This window comes from Nocardia sp. NPDC051832, from assembly GCF_040681285.1.
Lineage (GTDB): Bacteria > Actinomycetota > Actinomycetes > Mycobacteriales > Mycobacteriaceae > Nocardia.
In genome coordinates this window covers 1,141,377-1,161,519 of sequence record NZ_JBFAYL010000003.1, presented here as the reverse complement: position 1 = coordinate 1,161,519, position 20,143 = coordinate 1,141,377, and the positions used below count along the sequence as shown (strand labels likewise).

The 20,143-nt window shown below is 67.9% G+C and carries 20 protein-coding genes; 12 read left to right on the top strand and 8 right to left on the bottom strand.

Annotation, left to right across the window (positions count from 1 at the left end; all coding sequences use genetic code 11):
* Positions 1-98 precede the first annotated feature (98 nt).
* The 5 genes from AB0M14_RS23100 (at position 99) to AB0M14_RS23080 (ending at position 2,707) form a co-directional block, all read left to right on the top strand.
* On the top strand, positions 99-557 hold the full coding sequence (locus tag AB0M14_RS23100; RefSeq protein ID WP_364998152.1) for a MarR family winged helix-turn-helix transcriptional regulator: 459 nt from the start codon (positions 99-101) through the stop codon (positions 555-557).
* 71 nt (positions 558-628) lie between these two features.
* Positions 629-955 carry a hypothetical protein gene (locus tag AB0M14_RS23095; RefSeq protein ID WP_364998150.1) on the top strand — a complete coding sequence of 109 codons (327 nt, stop codon included), beginning with the start codon at positions 629-631 and terminating at the stop codon, positions 953-955.
* Positions 956-1,061: 106 nt separating this feature from the next.
* A complete protein-coding gene (locus AB0M14_RS23090; protein ID WP_364998148.1) occupies positions 1,062-1,301 on the top strand; it encodes a hypothetical protein in 240 nt (79 codons plus the stop codon).
* A gap of 132 nt (positions 1,302-1,433) precedes the next feature.
* Complete coding sequence (locus tag AB0M14_RS23085) at positions 1,434-1,991, top strand: hypothetical protein (RefSeq protein WP_364998146.1); 558 nt, start codon at positions 1,434-1,436, stop codon at positions 1,989-1,991.
* Positions 1,991-2,707: a hypothetical protein gene (locus AB0M14_RS23080; protein WP_364998144.1), complete on the top strand. Its 717-nt coding sequence runs from the start codon at positions 1,991-1,993 to the stop codon at positions 2,705-2,707. Before AB0M14_RS23085 ends, AB0M14_RS23080 begins: the two co-directional genes overlap by 1 nt.
* Positions 2,708-2,762: 55 nt before the next feature.
* On the opposite strand, the gene kstD is transcribed toward AB0M14_RS23080, so the two are convergent.
* Both kstD and AB0M14_RS23070 read right to left on the bottom strand, forming a co-directional pair.
* On the bottom strand, positions 2,763-4,451 hold the full coding sequence (gene kstD, locus AB0M14_RS23075; RefSeq protein WP_364998142.1) for a 3-oxosteroid 1-dehydrogenase: 1,689 nt from the start codon (positions 4,449-4,451) through the stop codon (positions 2,763-2,765).
* Positions 4,452-4,500: 49 nt separating this feature from the next.
* The gene (locus AB0M14_RS23070; protein WP_364998139.1) at positions 4,501-5,106 is read right to left on the bottom strand and encodes a helix-turn-helix domain-containing protein; all 606 of its coding nucleotides are present in this window, start codon (positions 5,104-5,106) and stop codon (positions 4,501-4,503) included.
* 103 nt (positions 5,107-5,209) lie between these two features.
* Here AB0M14_RS23070 and AB0M14_RS23065 point away from each other — a divergent pair, with 103 nt between their 5' ends.
* The gene (locus tag AB0M14_RS23065; protein ID WP_364998137.1) at positions 5,210-7,000 is read left to right on the top strand and encodes a protein kinase; all 1,791 of its coding nucleotides are present in this window, start codon (positions 5,210-5,212) and stop codon (positions 6,998-7,000) included.
* Positions 7,001-7,061: 61 nt separating this feature from the next.
* Here AB0M14_RS23065 and AB0M14_RS23060 read toward each other — a convergent pair whose 3' ends face one another.
* Positions 7,062-7,304, bottom strand: coding sequence for a CsbD family protein (locus AB0M14_RS23060; RefSeq protein WP_364998135.1), 243 nt, complete (start codon positions 7,302-7,304; stop codon positions 7,062-7,064).
* Positions 7,305-7,503: 199 nt separating this feature from the next.
* Positions 7,504-8,508: an alpha/beta hydrolase family protein gene (locus AB0M14_RS23055; protein ID WP_364998133.1), complete on the bottom strand. Its 1,005-nt coding sequence runs from the start codon at positions 8,506-8,508 to the stop codon at positions 7,504-7,506.
* Between the two features lie 173 nt (positions 8,509-8,681).
* Here AB0M14_RS23055 and AB0M14_RS23050 point away from each other — a divergent pair, with 173 nt between their 5' ends.
* On the top strand, positions 8,682-9,137 hold the full coding sequence (locus AB0M14_RS23050) for a nitroreductase family deazaflavin-dependent oxidoreductase (protein ID WP_364998131.1): 456 nt from the start codon (positions 8,682-8,684) through the stop codon (positions 9,135-9,137).
* 28 nt (positions 9,138-9,165) lie between these two features.
* On the opposite strand, the gene AB0M14_RS23045 is transcribed toward AB0M14_RS23050, so the two are convergent.
* Positions 9,166-10,626 carry an NAD(P)/FAD-dependent oxidoreductase gene (locus tag AB0M14_RS23045; RefSeq protein WP_364998129.1) on the bottom strand — a complete coding sequence of 487 codons (1,461 nt, stop codon included), beginning with the start codon at positions 10,624-10,626 and terminating at the stop codon, positions 9,166-9,168.
* A gap of 207 nt (positions 10,627-10,833) precedes the next feature.
* On the opposite strand from AB0M14_RS23045, the gene AB0M14_RS23040 reads away from it, so the two are divergent.
* On the top strand, positions 10,834-12,024 hold the full coding sequence (locus tag AB0M14_RS23040; protein ID WP_364998127.1) for a helix-turn-helix domain-containing protein: 1,191 nt from the start codon (positions 10,834-10,836) through the stop codon (positions 12,022-12,024).
* Positions 12,025-12,160: 136 nt separating this feature from the next.
* Complete coding sequence (locus tag AB0M14_RS23035) at positions 12,161-13,495, top strand: lipase family protein (RefSeq protein ID WP_364998125.1); 1,335 nt, start codon at positions 12,161-12,163, stop codon at positions 13,493-13,495.
* A gap of 6 nt (positions 13,496-13,501) precedes the next feature.
* On the opposite strand, the gene AB0M14_RS23030 is transcribed toward AB0M14_RS23035, so the two are convergent.
* Positions 13,502-14,530 (bottom strand): NADP-dependent oxidoreductase, encoded by a 1,029-nt coding sequence (locus tag AB0M14_RS23030; protein ID WP_364998123.1) that lies wholly within the window; start codon positions 14,528-14,530, stop codon positions 13,502-13,504.
* Between the two features lie 151 nt (positions 14,531-14,681).
* Here AB0M14_RS23030 and AB0M14_RS23025 point away from each other — a divergent pair, with 151 nt between their 5' ends.
* Positions 14,682-15,290, top strand: a complete 609-nt coding sequence (locus tag AB0M14_RS23025) for a hypothetical protein (protein ID WP_364998121.1) — start codon at positions 14,682-14,684, stop codon at positions 15,288-15,290.
* Positions 15,291-15,345: 55 nt separating this feature from the next.
* On the opposite strand, the gene AB0M14_RS23020 is transcribed toward AB0M14_RS23025, so the two are convergent.
* Positions 15,346-16,716 carry a lipase family protein gene (locus tag AB0M14_RS23020; RefSeq protein WP_364998119.1) on the bottom strand — a complete coding sequence of 457 codons (1,371 nt, stop codon included), beginning with the start codon at positions 16,714-16,716 and terminating at the stop codon, positions 15,346-15,348.
* Between the two features lie 172 nt (positions 16,717-16,888).
* Between AB0M14_RS23020 and AB0M14_RS23015 the strand changes: the two genes are divergently transcribed.
* Positions 16,889-17,545 carry a TetR/AcrR family transcriptional regulator gene (locus AB0M14_RS23015; RefSeq protein ID WP_364998116.1) on the top strand — a complete coding sequence of 219 codons (657 nt, stop codon included), beginning with the start codon at positions 16,889-16,891 and terminating at the stop codon, positions 17,543-17,545.
* On the opposite strand, the gene AB0M14_RS23010 is transcribed toward AB0M14_RS23015, so the two are convergent.
* On the bottom strand, positions 17,518-18,747 hold the full coding sequence (locus AB0M14_RS23010) for a helix-turn-helix domain-containing protein (RefSeq protein WP_364998114.1): 1,230 nt from the start codon (positions 18,745-18,747) through the stop codon (positions 17,518-17,520). The genes AB0M14_RS23015 and AB0M14_RS23010 overlap by 28 nt on opposite strands.
* Before the next feature lie 247 nt (positions 18,748-18,994).
* Between AB0M14_RS23010 and AB0M14_RS23005 the strand changes: the two genes are divergently transcribed.
* Positions 18,995-20,134 (top strand): alpha/beta fold hydrolase, encoded by a 1,140-nt coding sequence (locus AB0M14_RS23005; RefSeq protein ID WP_364998112.1) that lies wholly within the window; start codon positions 18,995-18,997, stop codon positions 20,132-20,134.
* The last annotated feature ends 9 nt before the right edge of the window (positions 20,135-20,143 follow it).

Genomic DNA, 20,143 nt, shown 5'->3' with positions numbered 1-20,143 from the left:
CGCGCTGGATTCGGCGATGGTCATGCATGTGTACGGTACACATCCTATGTATTGTGCACAATTTGCTCTCGGCGTGATGCGGCCGACATAGTGGTGCCATGTCCGACGAGCTTGCGGCGCTGCCGCGCCTGGTCTACGAAATGACCCTGCTCTCCCGGCACTTCCCCACCTCGGTGCTACGCCGGCCCGGCTTCCGGCTCGACCGCTCCGCCTACCTGCTGCTGATCCGGCTCGAACTCGACGAGCCGCTGAGCCTGCGCGAACTGTCCGAGGCCTTCCAGCTCGATGTCTCCACCATCAACCGTCAAGTGGGCTCGATGCTGAAACAAGGTCTGGTGGAACGAGTTCCGGACCCCGAGGGCGGCATCGCGCGCAAGATCCGGGCCAGCGCCCAGGGTTTGGAGCTGCTCGCGCACGACCGCGCGCAGAGCCGCGACGGCATCGGCTCGGTCGTCGCCGACTGGGACGACGCCGATGTCGAACAGCTGAGCAAACTCGTCGCACGGTTCAACGCCTCGATCGAGGCGAAGGAGAACAACCCCTGGCCCCGGCCCTAGGGGAGGACATCGATGCGGACAATCGACACGAACCCGTTGTGTCCGTAGCCGATCCCACTAGGTTGGGGACGGTGGGACAGCACCGCAGCACAGAACCCTCTACCTGGCTTTCCTGGGACAATTACCTCCTCGGTGTCCTAGGGCTGGTGATCGGGGCGGGCTTGGGCACCTCGGCGGCCATCCTCGCCGACTCCGGCCACGCCACCGCCGCCGTCGTGCTCGCGATAGTGGCCGCGGCCTGCGTAATCCCCGCCGCCGTGCAAGCTCTCGGCGAACTCCTCGCGGGCCTGATCCTGGTCGGCATGTTGCTGGCCGGTGTCCTGCTGTTACCCGGGCTGCTCGTCAGCCGGCGGCTCCGGCGCTGGGCCAAGCAGCGCTGGACCAATACCTGGCACTGAGTCACTCAGTGCCCCAGCCGGATTGACTCCCGCACCTGTGGCCCCACCAGTACCTATTCAGGGGTTCGAGGTGTGCTTTGCGCACGAGTCGGGTTCACTGAACACCATGGGCCCATTACGAATTCCGGTCTCCACCGCTTCCCTGAAAGGGGTCGACTGGCTCGTCGACGCGAGCAAGCAGCAGCGCGTCATCCTGACCAGCGAAGGCCGTCCGGTCGCCGTCATCGACGCGTGCGACCGTGCGCCGCAGGCATTTCCGGCCGTCGACCTGGCGCGCGCCTGCGCGCGGCTGGGCGTCGACGAGGCGCGGGTGCGGGAACGCATCCGGCGGCTCGCCAGCCGGTAACTGACCGACAACTGGGGGCCCCGTCGGCGACGGGGCCCCATTTTGCTGTGTGCTGCCGCGGGAAAACCGACGTTTGAGCGGGCGATTGCGAGGCACTACCGGAACAACAGACGCTCGTCGAAGGAGAATGCGGTGTCTTCCGGAATGTTGGCAGTGGTGATTATCGCGGTGATAGTCGTCCTCGCGCTGTTAGGCCTCTTGCTCTGGCCGATGCTGCGCAGGCGGCGACTGCGGGAGAAATTCGGGCCCGAGTACGACCGGACCCTTCAGGAAGCCGAGGATCGCAAGACCGCCGAACGCGAACTGGCGCAACGCGAACGTCGGCACTCCGAACTCGACCTGCGGGAACTCCCGCAGGAACGCAAAGAGCAGTACCTGACGGAGTGGGCCGGAGTACAGGAACAGTTCGTCGATCATCCGGCCGAGGCCGTGGTCGCCGCCGACCGGCTGGTCACCACCATCATGGCCGAACGCGGTTACCCCACCGAGGGTTACGACCAGCAGGTGGCGGATCTGTCGGTGGAGCACGCCGCCACCCTGGGCCATTACCGGACCGCGCACGAGATCGCGTCCCGGCCCGAGGAGAACGGCGCCTCCACCGAGGAAATGCGGACCGCGATCGTGCACTATCGCGAACTCTTCCAGGACCTGATGAACGGCCACTCCCAGCACAGTAAGGACATGAAGTAATGAGCACCAAGCACGTCCATGGCATTCAGCCCGCGGATTCCGACCCGGCGGACGAGTCGGCCTACCCCAAGCCCCATGACGCCGAAGAGGATCAGCCGATGCCGGGCGACGACCCCGACAGCTGGTCCGCAACACACCGCGCCGACCAGGCCACCGAATCGGGATCGGCCGAGACAGCGCCGACCAGCGCCGAGCCGGACACCGAATCGGAATTGCGCGCGGACCCGGATCGGGCGCAGTACCGGCACGAGGCCGAGACCGAGGAATCCCCGGTTGTCGAGCCGGATCCCGGTTATGGGACGTCCACCGAGGCCGAGGCGCAGGACCCTGTAGCCGAAACCGAGACGCACGAGCCAGTAGCCGCCGCCGAAACGCACGAGCCGGTGGTAGCCGCCGAACCCCAAGCACAGCAGCCGGTGTCGACCCAGACCGATGGCGATGCCAGCAGTCCGTTGTTCGCCGAGGACGAGGTCGAGCGCCTACGCGTCGAATGGCGCGAGCTACAGGGCAATTTCGTCGACAATCCGCACGACGCTGTGAGCCGCGCCCAGGAACTGGTCTCGGAAACCATCGATCACCTCACCGCCACCTTCGCCGAGCGCAAGGAAACCTTGGAACACCGCTGGACCGATAAAGCCGATACCGAAGACCTGCGCCACGCCCTCCGCGGCTACCGCGCGTTCTTCAACCAATTGCTCACCACCGGCCCGTCGTAAGCCGACCGGCCCAATCGCACGCCCGCTGTGGATCGCACAGCGGGCGTGCGTGTGTCTAAAGAGCCGGTGTCGCAGCCGGATGTCCGGCCGCGTCGAGTACCGCGAGGTAGGCGAAGACCAGCGCGGGACCGATGGTCGCGCCCGGGCCCGCGTAGGTGTGCCCCATCACCGGAGCGCTGGCATTGCCCGCGGCGTACAGACCGTCGATGGCGCTGCCGTCGGCGCGCAGCACCCGGCCCACCGCGTCGGTGACCAGGCCGCCTTTGGTTCCGAGATCGCCGGGCACCATCTTCGCGGCGTAGAACGGGCCGCTGTCCAGGGCGCCGAGATTCGGGTTCGGACGCTGCCGCGGATCGCCGTAGTAGCGGTCGTACGCGCTTTCGCCACGGCCGAAATCCTCGTCCTTGCCCTGCTGCGCGAAGCCGTTGAACCGTGCGACCGAGGCTTCGAGTTTCGCGGCGGGGACGCCGATCCGGTCCGCCAGCTCGGCGAGCGAATCCGCGCGCGTCACCGCGCCGCATTCCAGCCAGCGACGCGGAATCGCCTGGCGCGGGGTCAAGCCCGCGAACGAATACCGGTTGCGGTAGCGCTGATCGAAAATCAGCCAGGCGGGCAGGTTTTCGCCGGGGCCCGCGCCCTGGCCGTACTCGCCGCCGTACATCCGGTGCGTCGCCTCGACATAGGGCAGCGACTCGTTCATGAACCGCTCGCCGCGCTCGTTGACGATGATGCTGCCCGGCAGGTTGCGTTCGGCCAGGCAGAACCAGGGCACCCGGGGCAGCGGGATCGACGGCCCCCACCAGGCATCGGCCATGAATTCGACGGCCGCGCCGATCGATTGGCCCGCGCGAATACCGTCGCCGGTGTTCGCCTTCGCGCCGACGGTCCAGTCGGTGCCGATCGGCTCGCGCTGATACCGCTGGCGCATCTCCGCGTTGTGTTCGAAGCCGCCGGCCGCGATCACGACACCGCGGCGGGCTTCGATGAGTTGCTCGACACCGTCGCGGCGGACCAGCACTCCGGTGACGCGACCGTCGGTCTCGCGCAGCGCGACGAGCGGGGTGTCCAGCCACAGCGGGACGTTCGCGTCCAAGAGCCCGGCGCGCAGCATCGCCATCAGCGCTTGGCCGCGGGTGAGCAGATGCCGGCGCAACAGCTGGCCGGTCGCCCAGCGCGCGCCGATCGCGATCGCGCGGAACAGGAAACGCGGATTGCGCAGACCTAGATGCAGTTGGCGGAAGTCGGCTTGGGTAAGGACGAAGTTCCTGGGTCCGGCCGCGTAGTCCGGTTCCAGCGTGGCCAGTTCGGCCCCGAGTCGCCGGGCGTCGAACGGTTTCGGCTCCACCGATCGGCCGTGCGCGCGCCCGCCGGGCGCCTCCGGGTAGTAGTCGGAATAGCCCGGTACCCAGCGCATTTCCAACGGCGAATGCCGTGCCAGGAAGTCGAAGACCTCCGGACCGCGATCGATATAGGCGTCGATTCGCGCCGCGTTCCCGTGTGCGCCGATGATGTCTTTCAGATAGGTGCGGGCCGCCTCGACGTCGTCGGCCGGGGCCTGGCTGCGCAGTGCGGAATTGCCGGGAATCCACAAGCCGCCCCCGGAGCGCGCCGAGGAACCACCCCAGTGCTGCGCCTTCTCGATGACGATCACGCTCAGGCCGTGGTGTGCGGCGGTCAGGGCCGCGGCCATTCCGGCGGCTCCTGAGCCGACCACGACCAGGTCGACCTTGTCGGTGTCCTGCATCTTCGGTCCTCATCTCTGTTCTGTTGTCGATCCCGCCGGTGCCGGCGGTTCAGCCTGTGGTCCAGCGCTTGTCGAGCACGGCGTCGAGCGCACCCTCGATGCACACCGGCAGCGACGCCGCCGCGTTGTCGGGGCTGCGCAGCCATTGCAGGTAGCCGAACTCGGCGGCCGCCAGCATCAGATGCACCAGCAGCCCGGGCTTGCTGTCCACCGCTGGATCGCTGGACATTCGCTGAGCTACCAGCTCGATCAACCTGGCCCGGTGTTCCGGCGGCACCAGCGCCACCCGATCCAGCAGCTGCGGCGCGCTCCGGAACGCGGCGCGCCACTGTTCCAGCTCGGCCGCCGCCAGCGCGGTGGACCGCGTCAAGATCGCTTGCGCCAGCGCGACATCCGCGGCTTCCCGTTCCGGCCGCTCCTCGAGCAGGGCGGCGAGTCCGGCGCCGCCCTCCCGGACCGGGTCCAGCAGCAGGTCTTCCTTACTGCGCACATGCCGGAAATAGGTGCTCGGCGAGATCTCCGCGGCAGCCGCGATCTGCTCGGTCGTCACCGCGTCGAACCCCTTGCGCGCGAACAGCTCGAACGCCGCGCGCTGAATCTCCGCGCGGACTTGCCGCCGCTGCCGCTCCCGCAGGGAGACCGCTCCACTCGCCATAGGTGGCAGTATCTCCACATATGACAGTCTCTGTCAAGAAGATAGCAACTGCCACGCCGGGCGGGGTATCGCGCGGGCGCGGTGGACGCCATAGGCTGACGCCGTGATTTCCGGGCGGACAGTGGTCGACGGGCGTTTCGAGTTGATCGAGCCGCTCGGCAGTGGCGGCATGGGGACGGTGTGGCGCGCGATGGACGTGATGCTGCATCGGGAGGTGGCGCTGAAGGAGGTGCGCCCGGATGTGTCGCCCGGGGCCAGTTCGCCGGCGGTGCAGCGCGAGCGGGTGTTACGCGAGGCGCGGGCGCTGGCGCGGATCGGGCATCCGAATGTGGTGGCGCTGCATCACATCGTGAATTCCGAGGCCGAGGCGCATCCGTGGATCGTGATGGAGCTGGTGCGCGGGCAGAGCCTGGCCGATCGGCTGGCCGCGGGGCCGCTGCCGGTGGGCGTGGCGGCACGGCTGGGCCGGGGGATCCTCGCCGGGCTGCGCGCCGCACACGCGGTGGGCGTGCTGCATCGCGACATCAAGCCCGCGAATGTGATGCTGCGCGAGGATGGTTCGCCGGTGCTCACCGATTTCGGGATCGCCGCGATCGACGGATTGAACGGGCTGACCTCCACCGGGCACCTGGTCGGATCGCTGGAGTACGTCGCGCCGGAACGACTAGGCGGGAAAGAGGGCTACCCCGCCTCGGACCTGTGGTCGCTGGGATTGGTGCTCTACGTCGCGGTGGAGGGGTTTCACCCGATGCGGCGGGAGACCACCGTCGCGGTGCTGGCCGCGGTACTCGCGGGCGAGGTTCCGCCGCCACGGCGCGCCGGGCCCCTGACGCCCGCGCTGGATGCCCTACTGGTGCCCGGTCCGGAGCATCGTCCGTCGATCGACCAGCTGGATCAGCTTCTCGCACAAGCGATCGCCGCCACCTCGGTACCGTCCATGCCGCTCGTCGCGATGCCACAGCCGTTCCCGGGCCAGGAATCGACGACCCGCACCTCGGTCACTCCCCCCGGCGAATACCGTTCCCCCACACCGGCACCGGGCCAGCCACACAATTCCGGTCCGCACTCGACACCCGGCCGACCGCAACACTCCGATCAATACTCGGCGCCCGGGGGCCAGTACCTATCCGGCTCGCCTTCGATGCCGCACGCGGCCGACTACGCACCCACGCCGCGGGAGTTCCCGCCTTCCGATCGAGGGGCGAGACCTGCTGCCGCACAACAACTTCGGCATACGCCCCGGCTGACCGAACGCCGTCGGCGAGCCCTCGTCATCGGCGGAATCGCCGCCCTGCTGATCGCCTCGGCGACCGTGCCGATCACGTTGTGGACGTCCTCGACGGACACTCCGGCGGCGCAACCGACCGAACCGGGAACGGAGCCCAGCGTGGCGCCGGGCCCGAATGTCCCCACGAAGACCGACACCCCCGCCCCCGCCGCCAGCCCGAGCCTGCACACCCCGGACGCCATCCGCCAAGCCATCGCGGCGCTCGAAAAGGCTTCCGGTAGCACTGAATTCACCGAGACGGTGATCTACCCGGACTACATCATCACCGGCGCGCCGCCGTCGAACCGCCCCACCGTGTACGACTCGTACCGGTACGACCGCACCAAATCGGCGGCCACGAACACCGGACCCGGCGGAACCCTCACCGAACCCACGATCCCACTCGGCTCGATCAACTGGGACCTCATTCCCGAGCTGTTCCGCACCGCCGAGGAGCAGATCGGCCTGGCGAATCCGACCAGCCGCTACATCATCATCGACAACTGGTCGTTCAACGACGACAAGCCCACGCTCCGGTTCTATCTCGCCGACGAGTACAACGACGGCGGCTACTACGCGACCACCCTCGACGGCACCTTCGTGCACGTGGTCCCCGCCGAACGCTGACCCCGGAAACGACGATGCGGGTGGTGGTCGCGATCGCGACCACCACCCGCATCAGTTCCCGTCAGCGGTTCTGGTGACCGGCCTGGCGGGCCTCGTCGATGTCGGCTTCCGCCCGCGCCTTTTCGGCGGCGGCTTCCTTCTTCGCGGCCTCACGCTGGGATTCGGCCTTGTCCTGCTGGGCGCGGCCCTCGTCCTTGAGGCCCTCGTTACCGGTGACGATGCCGGCGGCCTCCTTGGCCTTACCCTTCACGTCCTCGACGACGCCTTCGATTCCTTCACGGGGACCACTCGTATGTTCGGGCACAACTACCTCCAAATATCAGGCAACGGCTGACACTCTCGGCATACCCGTCCCACGGGAGCGAAACGTGCCCGGGTAAGACGGCCCGCGTCGCGCCTGGTCAGCTCGACTGTGGCGCAACCCACATGACATTCGGAGTGGTCATACAGGAATGCCCGCCGGGCGGATGGGTACGCCGACGGGCAGTCACTGTGGAAACGGGTTAGGGCGCGATACCCATGCCCTCGGCCAGCAGCGGCCAGGACTTGTGCAGGGCCTCTTCCCAGTACGGCCAGTAGTGCGTACCGACCGGGTTGAACTGGTAGGTCGCGGGGATCGACAGCGAATCCAGCCGGTTCTTCAGGTTCATGGTGCAGGCGTTGGTGGCGCCCTCGATGATCATGCCGAGGCTGAGGTTCACCGCGCCCATCGGGCCGGGCGCCTGGTTCAGGTAGTACAAGACGTCCGCGGCGACCGGGATGCCGCTGCCGCTGGCCAGGTAGAGCTTGGTGCCGCGCAGCTTCTCGGCGTTGATGACCGGGTCGTTCTCCACCCACAGCGGGCTGTCGTCCGGCCCGTACATGTTCTTGGTGTCGCCGCCGGCCCAGGTCTCGACGGAGAACTTCACGGCCTGCTTGCCGATCGGGTCGGCGATCTGCGCGCAACCGCTGTACGCGGCGACCGACTTCCACAGGCCGGGCTTGGCTTCGGCCAGTTGCAGCACCGAGGTGCCCGAGGTGGACAGGCCGGCCAGCGAGTTCAGGCCGGTGGAGTTCAGGGTCTTGTCCAGCAGCGGGGGCAGCTCTTCGGTGAAGAAGGTCTTCCACTTGTTGAGGCCGAGCTCGGGGTCGGCCCGCTGCCAGTCGGTGTAGTAGCTGCCGCGCCCGCCGATCGGGAGGATCACGTTCACCGGCTTGCTGGACAGGAACTGCAGCGCGTCGGTGCGGGCCTGCCAGCTCGCGCTGCCTTCACCGCCGTCGAGGCCGCTCAGCAGCCAGATGTTCGGCGCCGGCGTCGACTCGTCGGCCGGGCGCTGCACGTCGACCGGGATTTCGGTGTTCATCGCGGCCGAGTAGACCTTCAAATGCCAGTTGCGTCCCTCTTTGACGATCGAGGTGACGGCCGAGGACTTTTCCGGGGCCGCCGAAGCGGTGCCACCGAGCAGCGTCGTCGTGAGGGCGGCGGCTAGCGCGACCGCGGCGGTGTTGCGTAGGGCAGAAAGCTTCACTGCATCTAAGTCTCTCGCCGCGGCCGAACTGTTACGCAACAGTGCTGTTCATCACCAGCGGGACCGGTCAGGAATCGAGAAGCTCTAGAAGGTGCCTCGCACCTAACGTTGATTGCAACAGCACAAACGCTGAAAGAGCTGGAATTCGGCTCTCTTTGTGACGGAGGAAGACAATGTCCGATAAGCAGCGCAAGGCCGGCACTCCCGGAGCATTCTCGACCTGGATGCAGAAGAAGATGAACGCCCGGATGAATCGCAAGGTCCGCAAGGGCAAGGGCGGCTTCGCGGGCATGGAGGTCCTGGTGCTGAACACCATCGGTTCGCGCAGCGGCGAGCCGCGCGAGACGCCGGTGGCCTGGTTCGACGACGGCGCCGGAGGCCGGCTGCTGATCGCCTCGGGCGGTGGCAGCCAGAATCCGGCCTGGTACACCAACCTGATGGCCCATCCCGACCAGGCCACCATCGAACTGCCCGACAGCGGCGGCCCGGTCGCGGTGTTCCCGCAGCGGCTCCAGGGCGCCGAGCGCGAGCAAGCCTTCAAGATCATCACCAGCGCCCAGCCCCGCATCGGGAAATACCAGAGCAAGTCCGACCGCGAATACCCGGTCGTCCGCCTGGCCGCGCGGTAATACCCGCCGCTCGGTCGCGTTTATCGGTTCACAGTTTCCGCAGGTGGAAATCCGCGTCGTCGGGAGCGGCGAGCATTCTTTCCATGGTGGCGCGGTCGAAGGGCAGCAGGTCGATGCTGCCGCCCTCGGTGAAGTACCAGGAATTGCAGCCGGTATTCCAGACAGTCGGGCCCAGCGCGTCGGTGACATCGGCGTCGAAGCGATCGGTGGCGGCTTCGGTGACCTCGACGGTATCGAATTCGCCCGCGCGCCAGCGCTGTATCCAGGCGGTGATATAGCGGGCGGTGACTTCCGCGGCGTGGTGCAGCGGGATCGAACCGGTCGGCGAGTTGGGGCCGAGCACTGTGAACAAGTTCGGGAAACCGGGCAGGGCGGTCATCCGGTAGGCCCGCGGGCCCTTTGCCCAGGCGTCGTCGATCGAGATCCCGTCGCGGCCCACCAGATTCATCGGCCGCATGTAGTTATGGGCCTGGAAGCCGGTGGCGAACACGATCAGGTCGAAGGTGTGCTCGCGGCCGTCGGCGGTGCGGATCCCGGTCGGGGTCACCCGGTCGATGGCCGCCGAGACCAGTTCCGCGTTGCGAGCGCGCAGCGCGCGGTAGTAGCTGCCGGACAACACCTGTCGCTTGCAGAGCGGCTCATAGTCGGGAGTGAGCCGGGTGCGCAGCTCCGGGTCGCGCACCTGGGCGCGCAGGCTCAGCCGGGCGTACTCCTGGACCGCGCGCCGCCGCCAGCTGGGCCGGGTGACCACATCGGTGAACAGCTTCGCCCCGGCCATCCCGGCCTGGTACAGCTTCTTGTTGACCTCGGGCAGCCGATCCAGCACCGCGCCGACGATGCCCGGTTGCGGCAGCCACATCGGCGCCCAGATCACCCACTGCGGGCTGCGCACGAAATGCGTGAGCTGCGCCGCGTGCGGCTGCAACGCCGAAACCACCTGCACGCCGGTGGATCCGGTGCCGATGACCGCGATCCGGCGGCCCGCGGTCGGCGTCGCGTCATCCCAGCGGGCGGTGTGCAGCACCTCGCCGGTGAAGTCGTCCAGGCCGGGTAGATCCGGCATGGCCGGATGATGCAGCACACCCGTGGCCGCAATGACGAAGTCGGCCTCGTGCACGGTCCCGTCGCCGGTCTGCACCCGCCACCCGGATCCGGTGAACCGCGCGGCCACCACCTCCGAGTTCACTCGCACGTGCTCGCGCAGCCCGAACTGATCGACGACGTCGGCCAGGTAGCGCTGAATCTCCGGCCCGGGCGCGAAGACCTGCGACCACTTCGGATTCGGGGCGAAACCGAACTGGTACAGCTGCGAGGGCACATCGCAGGTCAGGCCGGGGTAATGGTTCCAATGCCAGACCCCGCCCACGTCGGACCCCTTCTCCAGGATCACGAAGTCGTGCAAACCATTGCGCTGCAAGGTGATAGCACTGGCGATTCCGGACACACCCGCCCCGATGATCACAATGCGCGGCTCCCGAGGTGCGGTCATCGCAGGCCCTCCCGCGCACACGCCGACCGACACCTCATCATGCCCAACCTCCTCGTTGGATACCGCCAGTATTCGAATACCCACGGTATTTCGGATGGCGCGCGATGTCAATCGGCGGTGTTCCCCAGGCCGGAGGCTCTCGCGCGGTCCTGATCATCGCGGTTATCGTTGGCACAATTCGCCGGGCGATAGCCACAAGGATGTGTCATGACCGAGTCCGATCGGACTGGCAGTGCCGAAGCCGCCGCACGGCGGGCCGACCTGGAGCGGCTGCGGGATCAGGCCGTGGCGCTGGTGGGTGCGTTCAGCGCGGACGCCCCGCCCTACAACGAACTTCCGTCCTCGCTCATGGACGCGGATTTCGTGCCCAGCGCGACACTGAACGTCTCGCTGTTCTTCCGCTATCTGATCGAGGAAACGCCGCCGACCGAGGAGGACACCGCACCGCTGGTGCTGCGCGCGGTGAACCTGGTGCACGACGGCATGCCGCTGACCGTGGTGCTGAACAACTACCGCGTCGGGATCGAATTCCTGTTCTCGCAACTGGTTCCGGTCATCGGCGACGCCACGGCGGTGTCGGATATCGCGCTCCGGGTGACCGACTACCTGGGGCTGATCATGTCCCGCATCACCGTCGCACTGGTGGACGAGGCGCGCCAGCCGCGCTGGGATCTGCTGGAGCGGCAGCGCGAGGTGGTCGACGCGCTGTTGACCGGGCGCGAACCGGCAGTCTGGGCGCAGGATCCAGAGACGCCGGTGGGCCTGGAGTTCCTGGTGGCGGTGGTGCGGCTGGGCGAGCCCACCCCCGGGACGCTGACCGGGTTGCGCGGGCGCATCAACACCGTGCCCGGCACCCTGCTGCATCGCGACAGCGGCGGCTGGACGGCGCTGCTGCCGATGCGGCCCGGCGATGCCGCCGCACCGGCGGCGAGCCTGCTCGCGCGGCTGGGTTTCCCGGCGACGCAACCACATCCGGAACTGTGGATCGGCGTCGCCGCCGCCCCGGCCCGTGCCGACATTCCGGCCGCGTACGCCGAAGCGCAGATCGTGGCCGAGGTGGCCCGCTCGCTGCGCCGGTCCGAGATCGTGTGCGAACGGGCCTTCATGGTCTTCGAGTACGCCATCGCCACCTCGGGCCCGGCCCGGCCCGGCCTGGCCGCGGTGCTCGATCCGCTGGACGGCCAGCCCGCGCTGGCGCTCACCCTGGACGCGTTCATCGAGCAGCAGTTCAACCACAACGCGGTGGCGCGGACCATGTTCATCCACCGCAATACGGTGAACTACCGGCTGACCCGGATCGCCGATCTGACCGGCCACGATCCTCAGCAGCCCGAAGGCATCGCCACCCTGATGGCCGCCCGAGTGGCCCGGCGGCTGGAAACCAAGGCCCGACCCTGAACCGTGCACATGCACAAGCGCCGTCGCCCAGCGTCGGCCGTATGCCGATAGCACTCTGCTCTGACATCCTGTGTGCTGGACCATACGAGCTGGACATCTGTGTCCGGCCACACAGGAACAAAGAGGTTACTGCGAAATGGCCAGGAAAAATCTCCGACGACTCGCGCTGGCGCTGGCGTCGGTGTGTGTGGTGGCGAGTGGCGCGGGCGTCGCGTCCGCGCAACCGGGGCTTCCGGCTTTTCCGCCGGATCAGAATCAGTTGCCGCAATTGCCGGCGGAGCCGCAGCTCTACGACCTGCTGCCGATTCCGACGCCCGCCGAGGATCCGTGGTACGCCGATCCCGCGGATCTGGCTGCCTACGCGCCGGGCCAGATCGTGCGTTCGCGCGAGGTCCAGACGCGGCTGCTGGGAATTCCGTTCCCGGTGTACACCAAGCAATTGCTGTTCCGCTCCAACGATGTGCACGACAATCCGATCGTGACCGCGACGACGGTGATCGTGCCCGGTATTCCGTGGCAGGGCAGCGCGCGACCGGTGGTGTCATTCCAGGAGGCCATCGACTCCACCAGTTCGACCTGCAACCCGTCCTACACCTTGCAGACCGGCACCATGAAAGAAGCCGCGCTGGCGGTGTATTGGCTGATGCAGGGCTTCGCCATCAACGTCCCCGACTTCGACGGCAAGTTCAACACTTTCAATACCTATGCCGAGGGCAAGATGGTGCTGGACAGCCTGCGCGCCATGAAGAGCGAGCCGGGCCTGGGTCTCACCGATTCCGGTATCGCCCTCTACGGCTATTCCGGCGGCGGTTCCGGTTCCATTCGCGCCGCCGAATTGCGGCAGTCCTACGCGCCGGATGTGCGGCTGCTCGGCACCACTATCGGCGGGACACCCGGCAACCTGGTGGCACAGGCGCAATTCGCCACCGAACAGCAGCCGGGACTCACCGGAATCAGCAACTTCACCATGTGGCTCGGTTTCGCCTCGCTGTCGCGCGAATATCCGGAGGCGTTCAACGCGCGGGAATTGCTGACGCCGGAGGGCCAGCAGATCCTCGCCGATTTCCAGAGCCGCTGCTACGCGACGATCGCCGCCACCGGCATGTACCGCCCGATCAGTGACTACTTCCAGCCCGGCAAGTCCTTGGAGGGCACGCCGTCGGTGATGCGGGCGCTGGAGGACAACAGCCTGGGCAAATACATTCCGGACACTCCGGTCCTGTGGTGGCACGGTATCTGGGACGAACTGATCCCGCCCGCCAAGGTCGTGCTCCCCACCGTCCAAAGTTATTGGGACCGTGGCGCGGACCTTCGTTTCTACACCGTGCCGGTCCCCGAGCACGTGGTCAACGCGGTGACCGGCTGGCCGCCCGCGGTGGCGTGGACCAGCGCGCTGCTGCGCGGCCTCCCGCCGGGCCCGAAGTTCATGGCGGCTTTCGCCCCGCTGCCGCCGGGTTTCCCGGGTAGCTGACCCACATCAGTCGACGATGAGGACGACTTTGCCCGGCCCGCGGCCGTGCTCCATCTCGTGCTGCGCGAGCGCCGCGTGCTCCAGCGCGAAGGTGCGGGCCGGGCCGGGCAGCCGAATATCACCTGCTACCACCCGTTTTGCGACCTCGGCGGCCCGCTCGACCGAGCGCGGGCCGGGTGTTCCGCCGGTCGAGGGAACGCTGAGCCACGCCGCGGAATAGTCGATGATCCGGTGGGTCGTGCCCCGCTCTTCGATCGTGTCGGGCGGACCCGCGTCGAAGACCGCGTCGACGCCGTGCGGCGCGGCGGAGGTCACGCCGAGCTGCGCCGCGGAGAAGTCGGCGATGGCGATGATCCGGTCGGCGCCGCCGCGCAGTTCGATCGCGGCGGGTAACCCGCCGTGTTGCGCGGTATCCAGCACCGCGTCGACCCCGCACGGAGCGATCGCCCAGACCCGGTCGGCCAGACCTGGTCCGTAGGTCGTCGGCAGCGCGCCGAGTGCACCCACGACATCCTGATTCCGCTCCGAGGCGGTCCCGATCACGGTGACGCCCTGGGCAATCGCGAACTGCGCCGCCATCGACCCCACCGCCCCCGAGGCGCCGTTGATCAGCAACGTCTCGCCCGCGCGCAACCGCAACATATCCAGCACCTTGGCGGCGGTGCTCACCGCGATCGGCAGCGCTACCGCGTCGGCCCAGTCCAGCCCTACCGGTTTACGCGCCAGCGCCCGGCTCACGGCGTATTGCGCGTAGCCGCCGCTGCGCGTCCACCCGAAGACCGGATCACCGATCGCGTGCCCGTGCGCGTCGGGACCGAGCGCGTCGACGACCCCGGCGATTTCCCAGCCGGGAAACTGCGGGAATCGATCGCCCCCGAAAACCAATGCGCCGGACCGAATCTTCCAATCCGACGGGTTGACCGCGGCCGCGCGCACCGCGACCCGGATCTCGTCTTCCACCGGCTCAGGCACCGGAACGTCGACGACCCGCAGTACCTCCGGTCCCCCGAATTCATAGTTCGCGATCGCCCGCATGCCGCTAACCCTAAGGTCCTTGGGCGAGAACATTTTCGCGACACACCCTTTGGTTAATCTATAGCTACAGCCGAATAGCTCAAGATATGGACGCGTAATCAGGTATCCATCAAGGCTTTAACTTCCTACTCCCGCAACGAAAGGCAAGTACATGAAGTTTGGCAAATGGATGGTGACTGCTCTCCTGGCTATCGCGGCCACCAGCATTACCGCGGGCGCCACCAACGCCAAGCCGGTGGACAGCGATCCCGTTCTGATCAATGGCACCGATCACGGCGTCAACTACGCCACCAGCCTGTCCGCGGACGGTACCGGTATTTACACCAAGCTGACCTCCGGCAAATTCGAATTGACCCCGGAGGCAACGGCAGTCACCGTTACCGCGCCCGACGGCACGCTCGTCGCGCAGTTCCCGATGGCATTCCAGATCGCCGATCACCAAATCAACCTGATTCCGGAGATCACCGCGGACGGCTCCGCGCTGACACTGCGCTCGCCGGCGCGCTCGGTGGCCGACCCGGTCGCGTTCAACACCGCGTTCCGCGACATCACGGTGCCGCAGGCACAGGAATACCCGCGGGCCAAGGAGATCGGCATGCTGGGCGCGCTGGCCGGTGGCGCCATCGGCGCGGCGATCGGCGCGGCCATCTTCGGGGCGATCGGCACCATGTACTTCGTCGTGGGCGCGATCCCCGGCGCCCTGATCGGCGGCATCCTCGGCGCCGCGATGGGCGGCATCCTCGGCTTCATCATCCTCTGATCGGCTGCTGACGCCGATGGCCCCCGGCCGTGCTGCCGGGGGCCATCGCCGGGCTTCAGCGACCGGCGCTCAGCCTGGCGGCCAGCAGTGTCTGTGCCATGGACTGCAAAAACCCAGGCAGCACGCGAACATTCGCGAGGTCGGTAGCCGTGGTGGCGACCGTGCGGATGTCGCAGCCGGAGGGCTGCACCGGCTGATCGCTCGACAGCGCGCGGGTGATCCATTCGAACGCCCCGCCGATCCCCGTGATCGCGACGATGCCGTGGTTACTGACCAGGTCGGGCAGGTCGTCGCGGACGTAGGTCACCGAAGCGCCTTCGGCGCAGTAGGAATTCACCATCCGGTCGGTTCCGCCGATCACGCTGACTTCGTCGTGGACGCCGTTGTAGACATAGACCGGAATGACCGGTGCGTGCCAGCCGCGGCCGCGAGCGGTCATGGCGGCGGCGATCACGGGATCGGACAGGACCTCCGCTACCGGCTTGCTCAGGTATTCGCCGACCGGCCGGAAGGCGTTCTTGCTGACGACCGGACGCGCGCACTGCTCGGCGGTTTCCGCGATCACCTGGCGCCCGAGCGGCGTGAGGTAGTCCTGCAGCCTTGCGGCGAATTCGGGGTCGTCCTTGGCGATCGAAGCCATTCCGATCGGCACCAATCCCGCTGTCGCCCGGCCGCTCGCCGCATGCAGCGCCCCGAACATGTCCGCGACCGGCGCGCCGATAGCCGCACCTGCCACATGCAGCTCCGGCGCATACTGCGGCTGGAGTTCGGCCGCCCAGCTACTAGCGATGCCGCCGCCGGAGTAACCCCACATCGCCACTTTGGTTTTCGCGCCCGCCAGCCCGGCCGGCGCGAAATTCGCCGCCGCCCGGATGCCGTCCAGCGTCGCGTAACCCATTTCGCGGGGCGTGAAGAAATGGGCGTCGACGCCACCTGGATCCGGCAGGCTCACCGCCCAGCCCCGTGCCAGTGCGGCGGCGGCCGAGGCGATATCGAGCGACAACGTGCCCGCGGCAACGCCGGACGCGACATCGCTGGTCAGGGTCCGCGACGGCGCGCACGCCGGATCGACGGAGTCGTAGGCCATCTGGAACGACAGCAGCGGCCGCGACTGACTCGGCCCGTCCGGAACGAGCACCGTGGTCACCGCGGCGTAGGGCGATCCGTCGGCGGCGGTGGTCCGATACAGCAGCTGCCATGCTCGCGCCGCTACCGGCAGCGTCCGCAGTGCCGGCACCTCGACGGACTTGCCGGCCAGAATCGTTCCCGGCCGAGTCTGCTCGTAACCAGCGGGTAGTCGGTAGATGTCGGCCTCGGATCGGTCGGCGTGCGCGAGCGGTGCGCCGGTCACCGCACCCGCGGCCACGGCCGCTGTCGCGACGAGAATTCCGAGAAACCGCGTTGCGGCGTTCAGAGGATTAGGCACAGGCCCTCCGTAGTGCGTTCAAGACTGCTCTGTCTCACTGCGTCACAGCGATCTCGCGGTGTGCGCCGCCCAACGGTGACACAGCTTTACTTCAAAGTAAAGCTTGATGAATCGGCAGCTCGGCCCCACCCGGCAGACCGACCGGCCGGGCCATCGTGAGATTCTGGTGCCGATGCCACCCACACGACGCAGACCGACCGACGACGAGCTACTCGACGCCGCCTGCGTGGCCTTCGCGGAACTCGGCTACCGCGGGACCAGCATGGATGCTGTTGCCCGGCAAGCGAACTCGACCAAGCCGACGCTGTACGCGCACTTCGGATCGAAGGAGGAACTGTTCCGCAGGCTGTTCCACCGCGAAGCCGACATCATGCGAGCGGCGCTGCTGCCGGTGTACGCCACCCTGCCCGGCCGGCCCGTCCTGGAGATGGTGCAGGTCGCGCTCGGCGCGGCGGTGCGGTACGGCGTGGAGCACCCGCACGGCGCGCGGGTGGTCGGCCGGGCGGTCAACGGCGGCGGACCGGATCCCAGCCTGGGCCGCGAACTGCTGCGGACACTGATCGACGCGATCGCCGGCGTCGTGGAGGAGACGCTGCGCCGGGAGGGCCGCGATCCTGGTCCGCTAGGGCAGTTGCTCGCGTCGATGATCTGGGGAGCGGCCGTCGAAGCGACACGCGCCGCCGCCACCCTGGATATCAGCACACCCGAACTGGTGGACTGGCAGATCACATACACCGTCGCCGGGCTGGAGGCGACGATGGCGCGGGTCCTAGCGGGCGGCCGTCCGCCGCTCGACCCTGGTCAATCCGGCACGGCCGCAGGCGGATAGAGCCGGTGGATCGTCACGGCGGCCGCCAGGATCCGGGAGTTGTTCGGTTCCATGGGATCGATGCCGGTGAGTTCACCGACCCGGCGGAGTCGATAGCTGAGGGTGTTGGGGTGCACGTGCAGGTGCGCCGACGCGGTCTTCCGATCAGGGCCGAACCGCAGATGCGCTTCCAGCGCTTCCAGCAGGTGCGGGGCGCCGAGCAGCGGGCCGATGCGTGCGGCCAGACGATCACGGGCGGCGCCGGGGCGGGTGAGCTGGTACTCGAGCAGGAGATCGTCGAGCCGATACAGACCCGGTGGGTGACCCAATACCCGTGCGAGCGTGGCGAGTTCGGCGACCTCGCCGGCGGCTCGGGGTAGATCAGCACGGGGGGCCGCTACGGACTCCGCGAGATAGGTTGCCGCGCCCAGTTTCTCGGCGAGTTCGCCGGCCAGGTTGGCGGTGCGTGGGCCGGGGTCGGCATGCACGGGTATCAGCGCGATTCCGGTCGACCCATCGAAGGAGACCAGCGCCGTGCCGTTCGTGAACGCGTCCAGGGTTCGGTGCAGAATTCGAATTCTCCTGCGGGCCAGGAGATCTGCCGCACCGTTCGGAGACTCCTCGGGTCTGATCTGGATCGCGACCACGGTGTAGCAGTCGGCCAGCGGGGTGTCCGCCCGCGCGGAGAGCGCTTCGACCGGGCGGCCCCGAAGCAGCGCCGAACACAATTCGCGGCGGGCCTCGCGTTCGGCGTTGTGAATGGATTGGCCGACCTCGGTGTAGGTCTCCATCACGGTGATGTTGATGTTCATGAGCAGGTCGAGCAGGCGGGACCCGACCAGCACCAGCTGTTCGGTTTCCGCGGGCTCGGCGAGCGCGGCCGCCTCGGCGAGCACCGACTGCGCGGAGCCGTGAATGGCCTCCATCAGGATCGGCAGCGGAAACCGGTCTTCGGCATGACGTTCGGCGACCGGCGCCACGAAGGCGGCGACCTCGGCCCGGGTCAGCGTGCGATCCTCGCCGATGGCGTGCAGGACGGCGCGGCCGCAGGCGTAGATGGCGGGCAGCACCTCGGGACGGAAGTGGCCGTCGGGCAGGTCCGCGGCGGCGGGTGTGGCGCCGAGACCGTCCGCCAGCATTCGTTCGGCTATCTGCGGCCACCGCGTCAGCAGCCGGTTGAGCAAGGGGGCATCCGCGGTGAACGAAGGCAGAGCAGCGGGCATAGACGAATTGTGGCCGAGCACAGAGAACAAGGACAACACCGCGAACCGGTCCGCGAATAGTTTGTCCCGCGCGACAACATCGGCCCGTAGTAGTTCGTTCGTCAGTGCAGTGACGGCGTCGTTCACCGCGTACAGACTCGCTGTATCGCAACGGCGCAGCGTCCTGCATCACATTTCCATCGAATTGTGCTCTGCGCCATAGGCAGTCCGGAGCGACTGCGGCGATGAGTGGATGGGAACTACGGAAATGTTTGCGAAGAAGCAACAGCTACGCCGGATCATCGCCTGCGCCGCCCTGGTCGCCGGTCTGGGTTTCGCGCAGAGCGTCGGGGTCGGGTCCGCGAGCGCCACACCGGAAGACGACCTGCACGCTTTCGCCGCCACCGTGTCCGCGGGCCTCGCGCCCGCCGCGGACGGCAGGCAGCCGCAGGCGATCGTCGATACCGGCAGCAGCTCCTGGGGACGCAGCACCGCGGCGGCCGCGGTCGGCGAGGGACCGGAGCTGAGCGCGTCGCTGGCGGCGTTCGCCTACGGACTGTTCAATCCGAACAGCGCGCCGCCCGGAGCCAACCGGTGGGACTGCCGGCCCAGCCCCGAACATCCGCGTCCGGTGGTGCTGCTGCACGGCACCTGGCTCAATGCCTACGACACCTTCTCCTACCTTTCGCCGCGGCTGGCTCGCGCCGGATACTGTGTCTTCGCGCTCAACTACGGCCGGTCCGGGCTCCTGGAGGGCGGCGGGCTCGGGGCCGTGCTGCCGGGCCGCTTCGGTGTCGGCCCGATGGAGGAATCCTCGCTCCAGGTAGCGGAATTCGTGACGCGGGTGCGCGCGGCGACCGGTGCGGACCAGGTCGACATCGTCGGCCACTCGCAGGGCGGCACCGTGGCCAACCACTATTTGAAGTTCGGCGGCGGCGCGGAGCAGGTCGACAAACTCGTGACCTTCGGGGCCACCCACCACGGCACCTCGCTGATGGGCATCGCGTCGCTGGCGCGGGCGGTCAACAATCTCGGCGTGAACATCATGGGGTTCTCCGAACCGCTTGTCGGACTGTCGAATATCCAGCAGGCCGTCGGCTCGCCGTTCTACGCGGTGCTCAACGCGAACGGGGACACCGTGCCTGGTGTGGAGTACACGGCGGTCGGGTCCCGCTACGACGAGGTCACCAACCCCTACGACTGGACGTTCCTGCGCGCGGGGCCCGGCGCCACGGTCCACAACATCACCTTGCAGGACGGCTGTGAGCAGGATCTGTCCGACCATCTCACCCTGATGTACTCACCGCGCTCGGCGAGTATCACGCTGGCCGCGCTCGATCCGGCCACCGCGCCGGCCCCGGTCTGCACGTTCAATCCGTGGCTGATAGGCGGCGGAGGCAGTTTGTAGCGCGGTGAA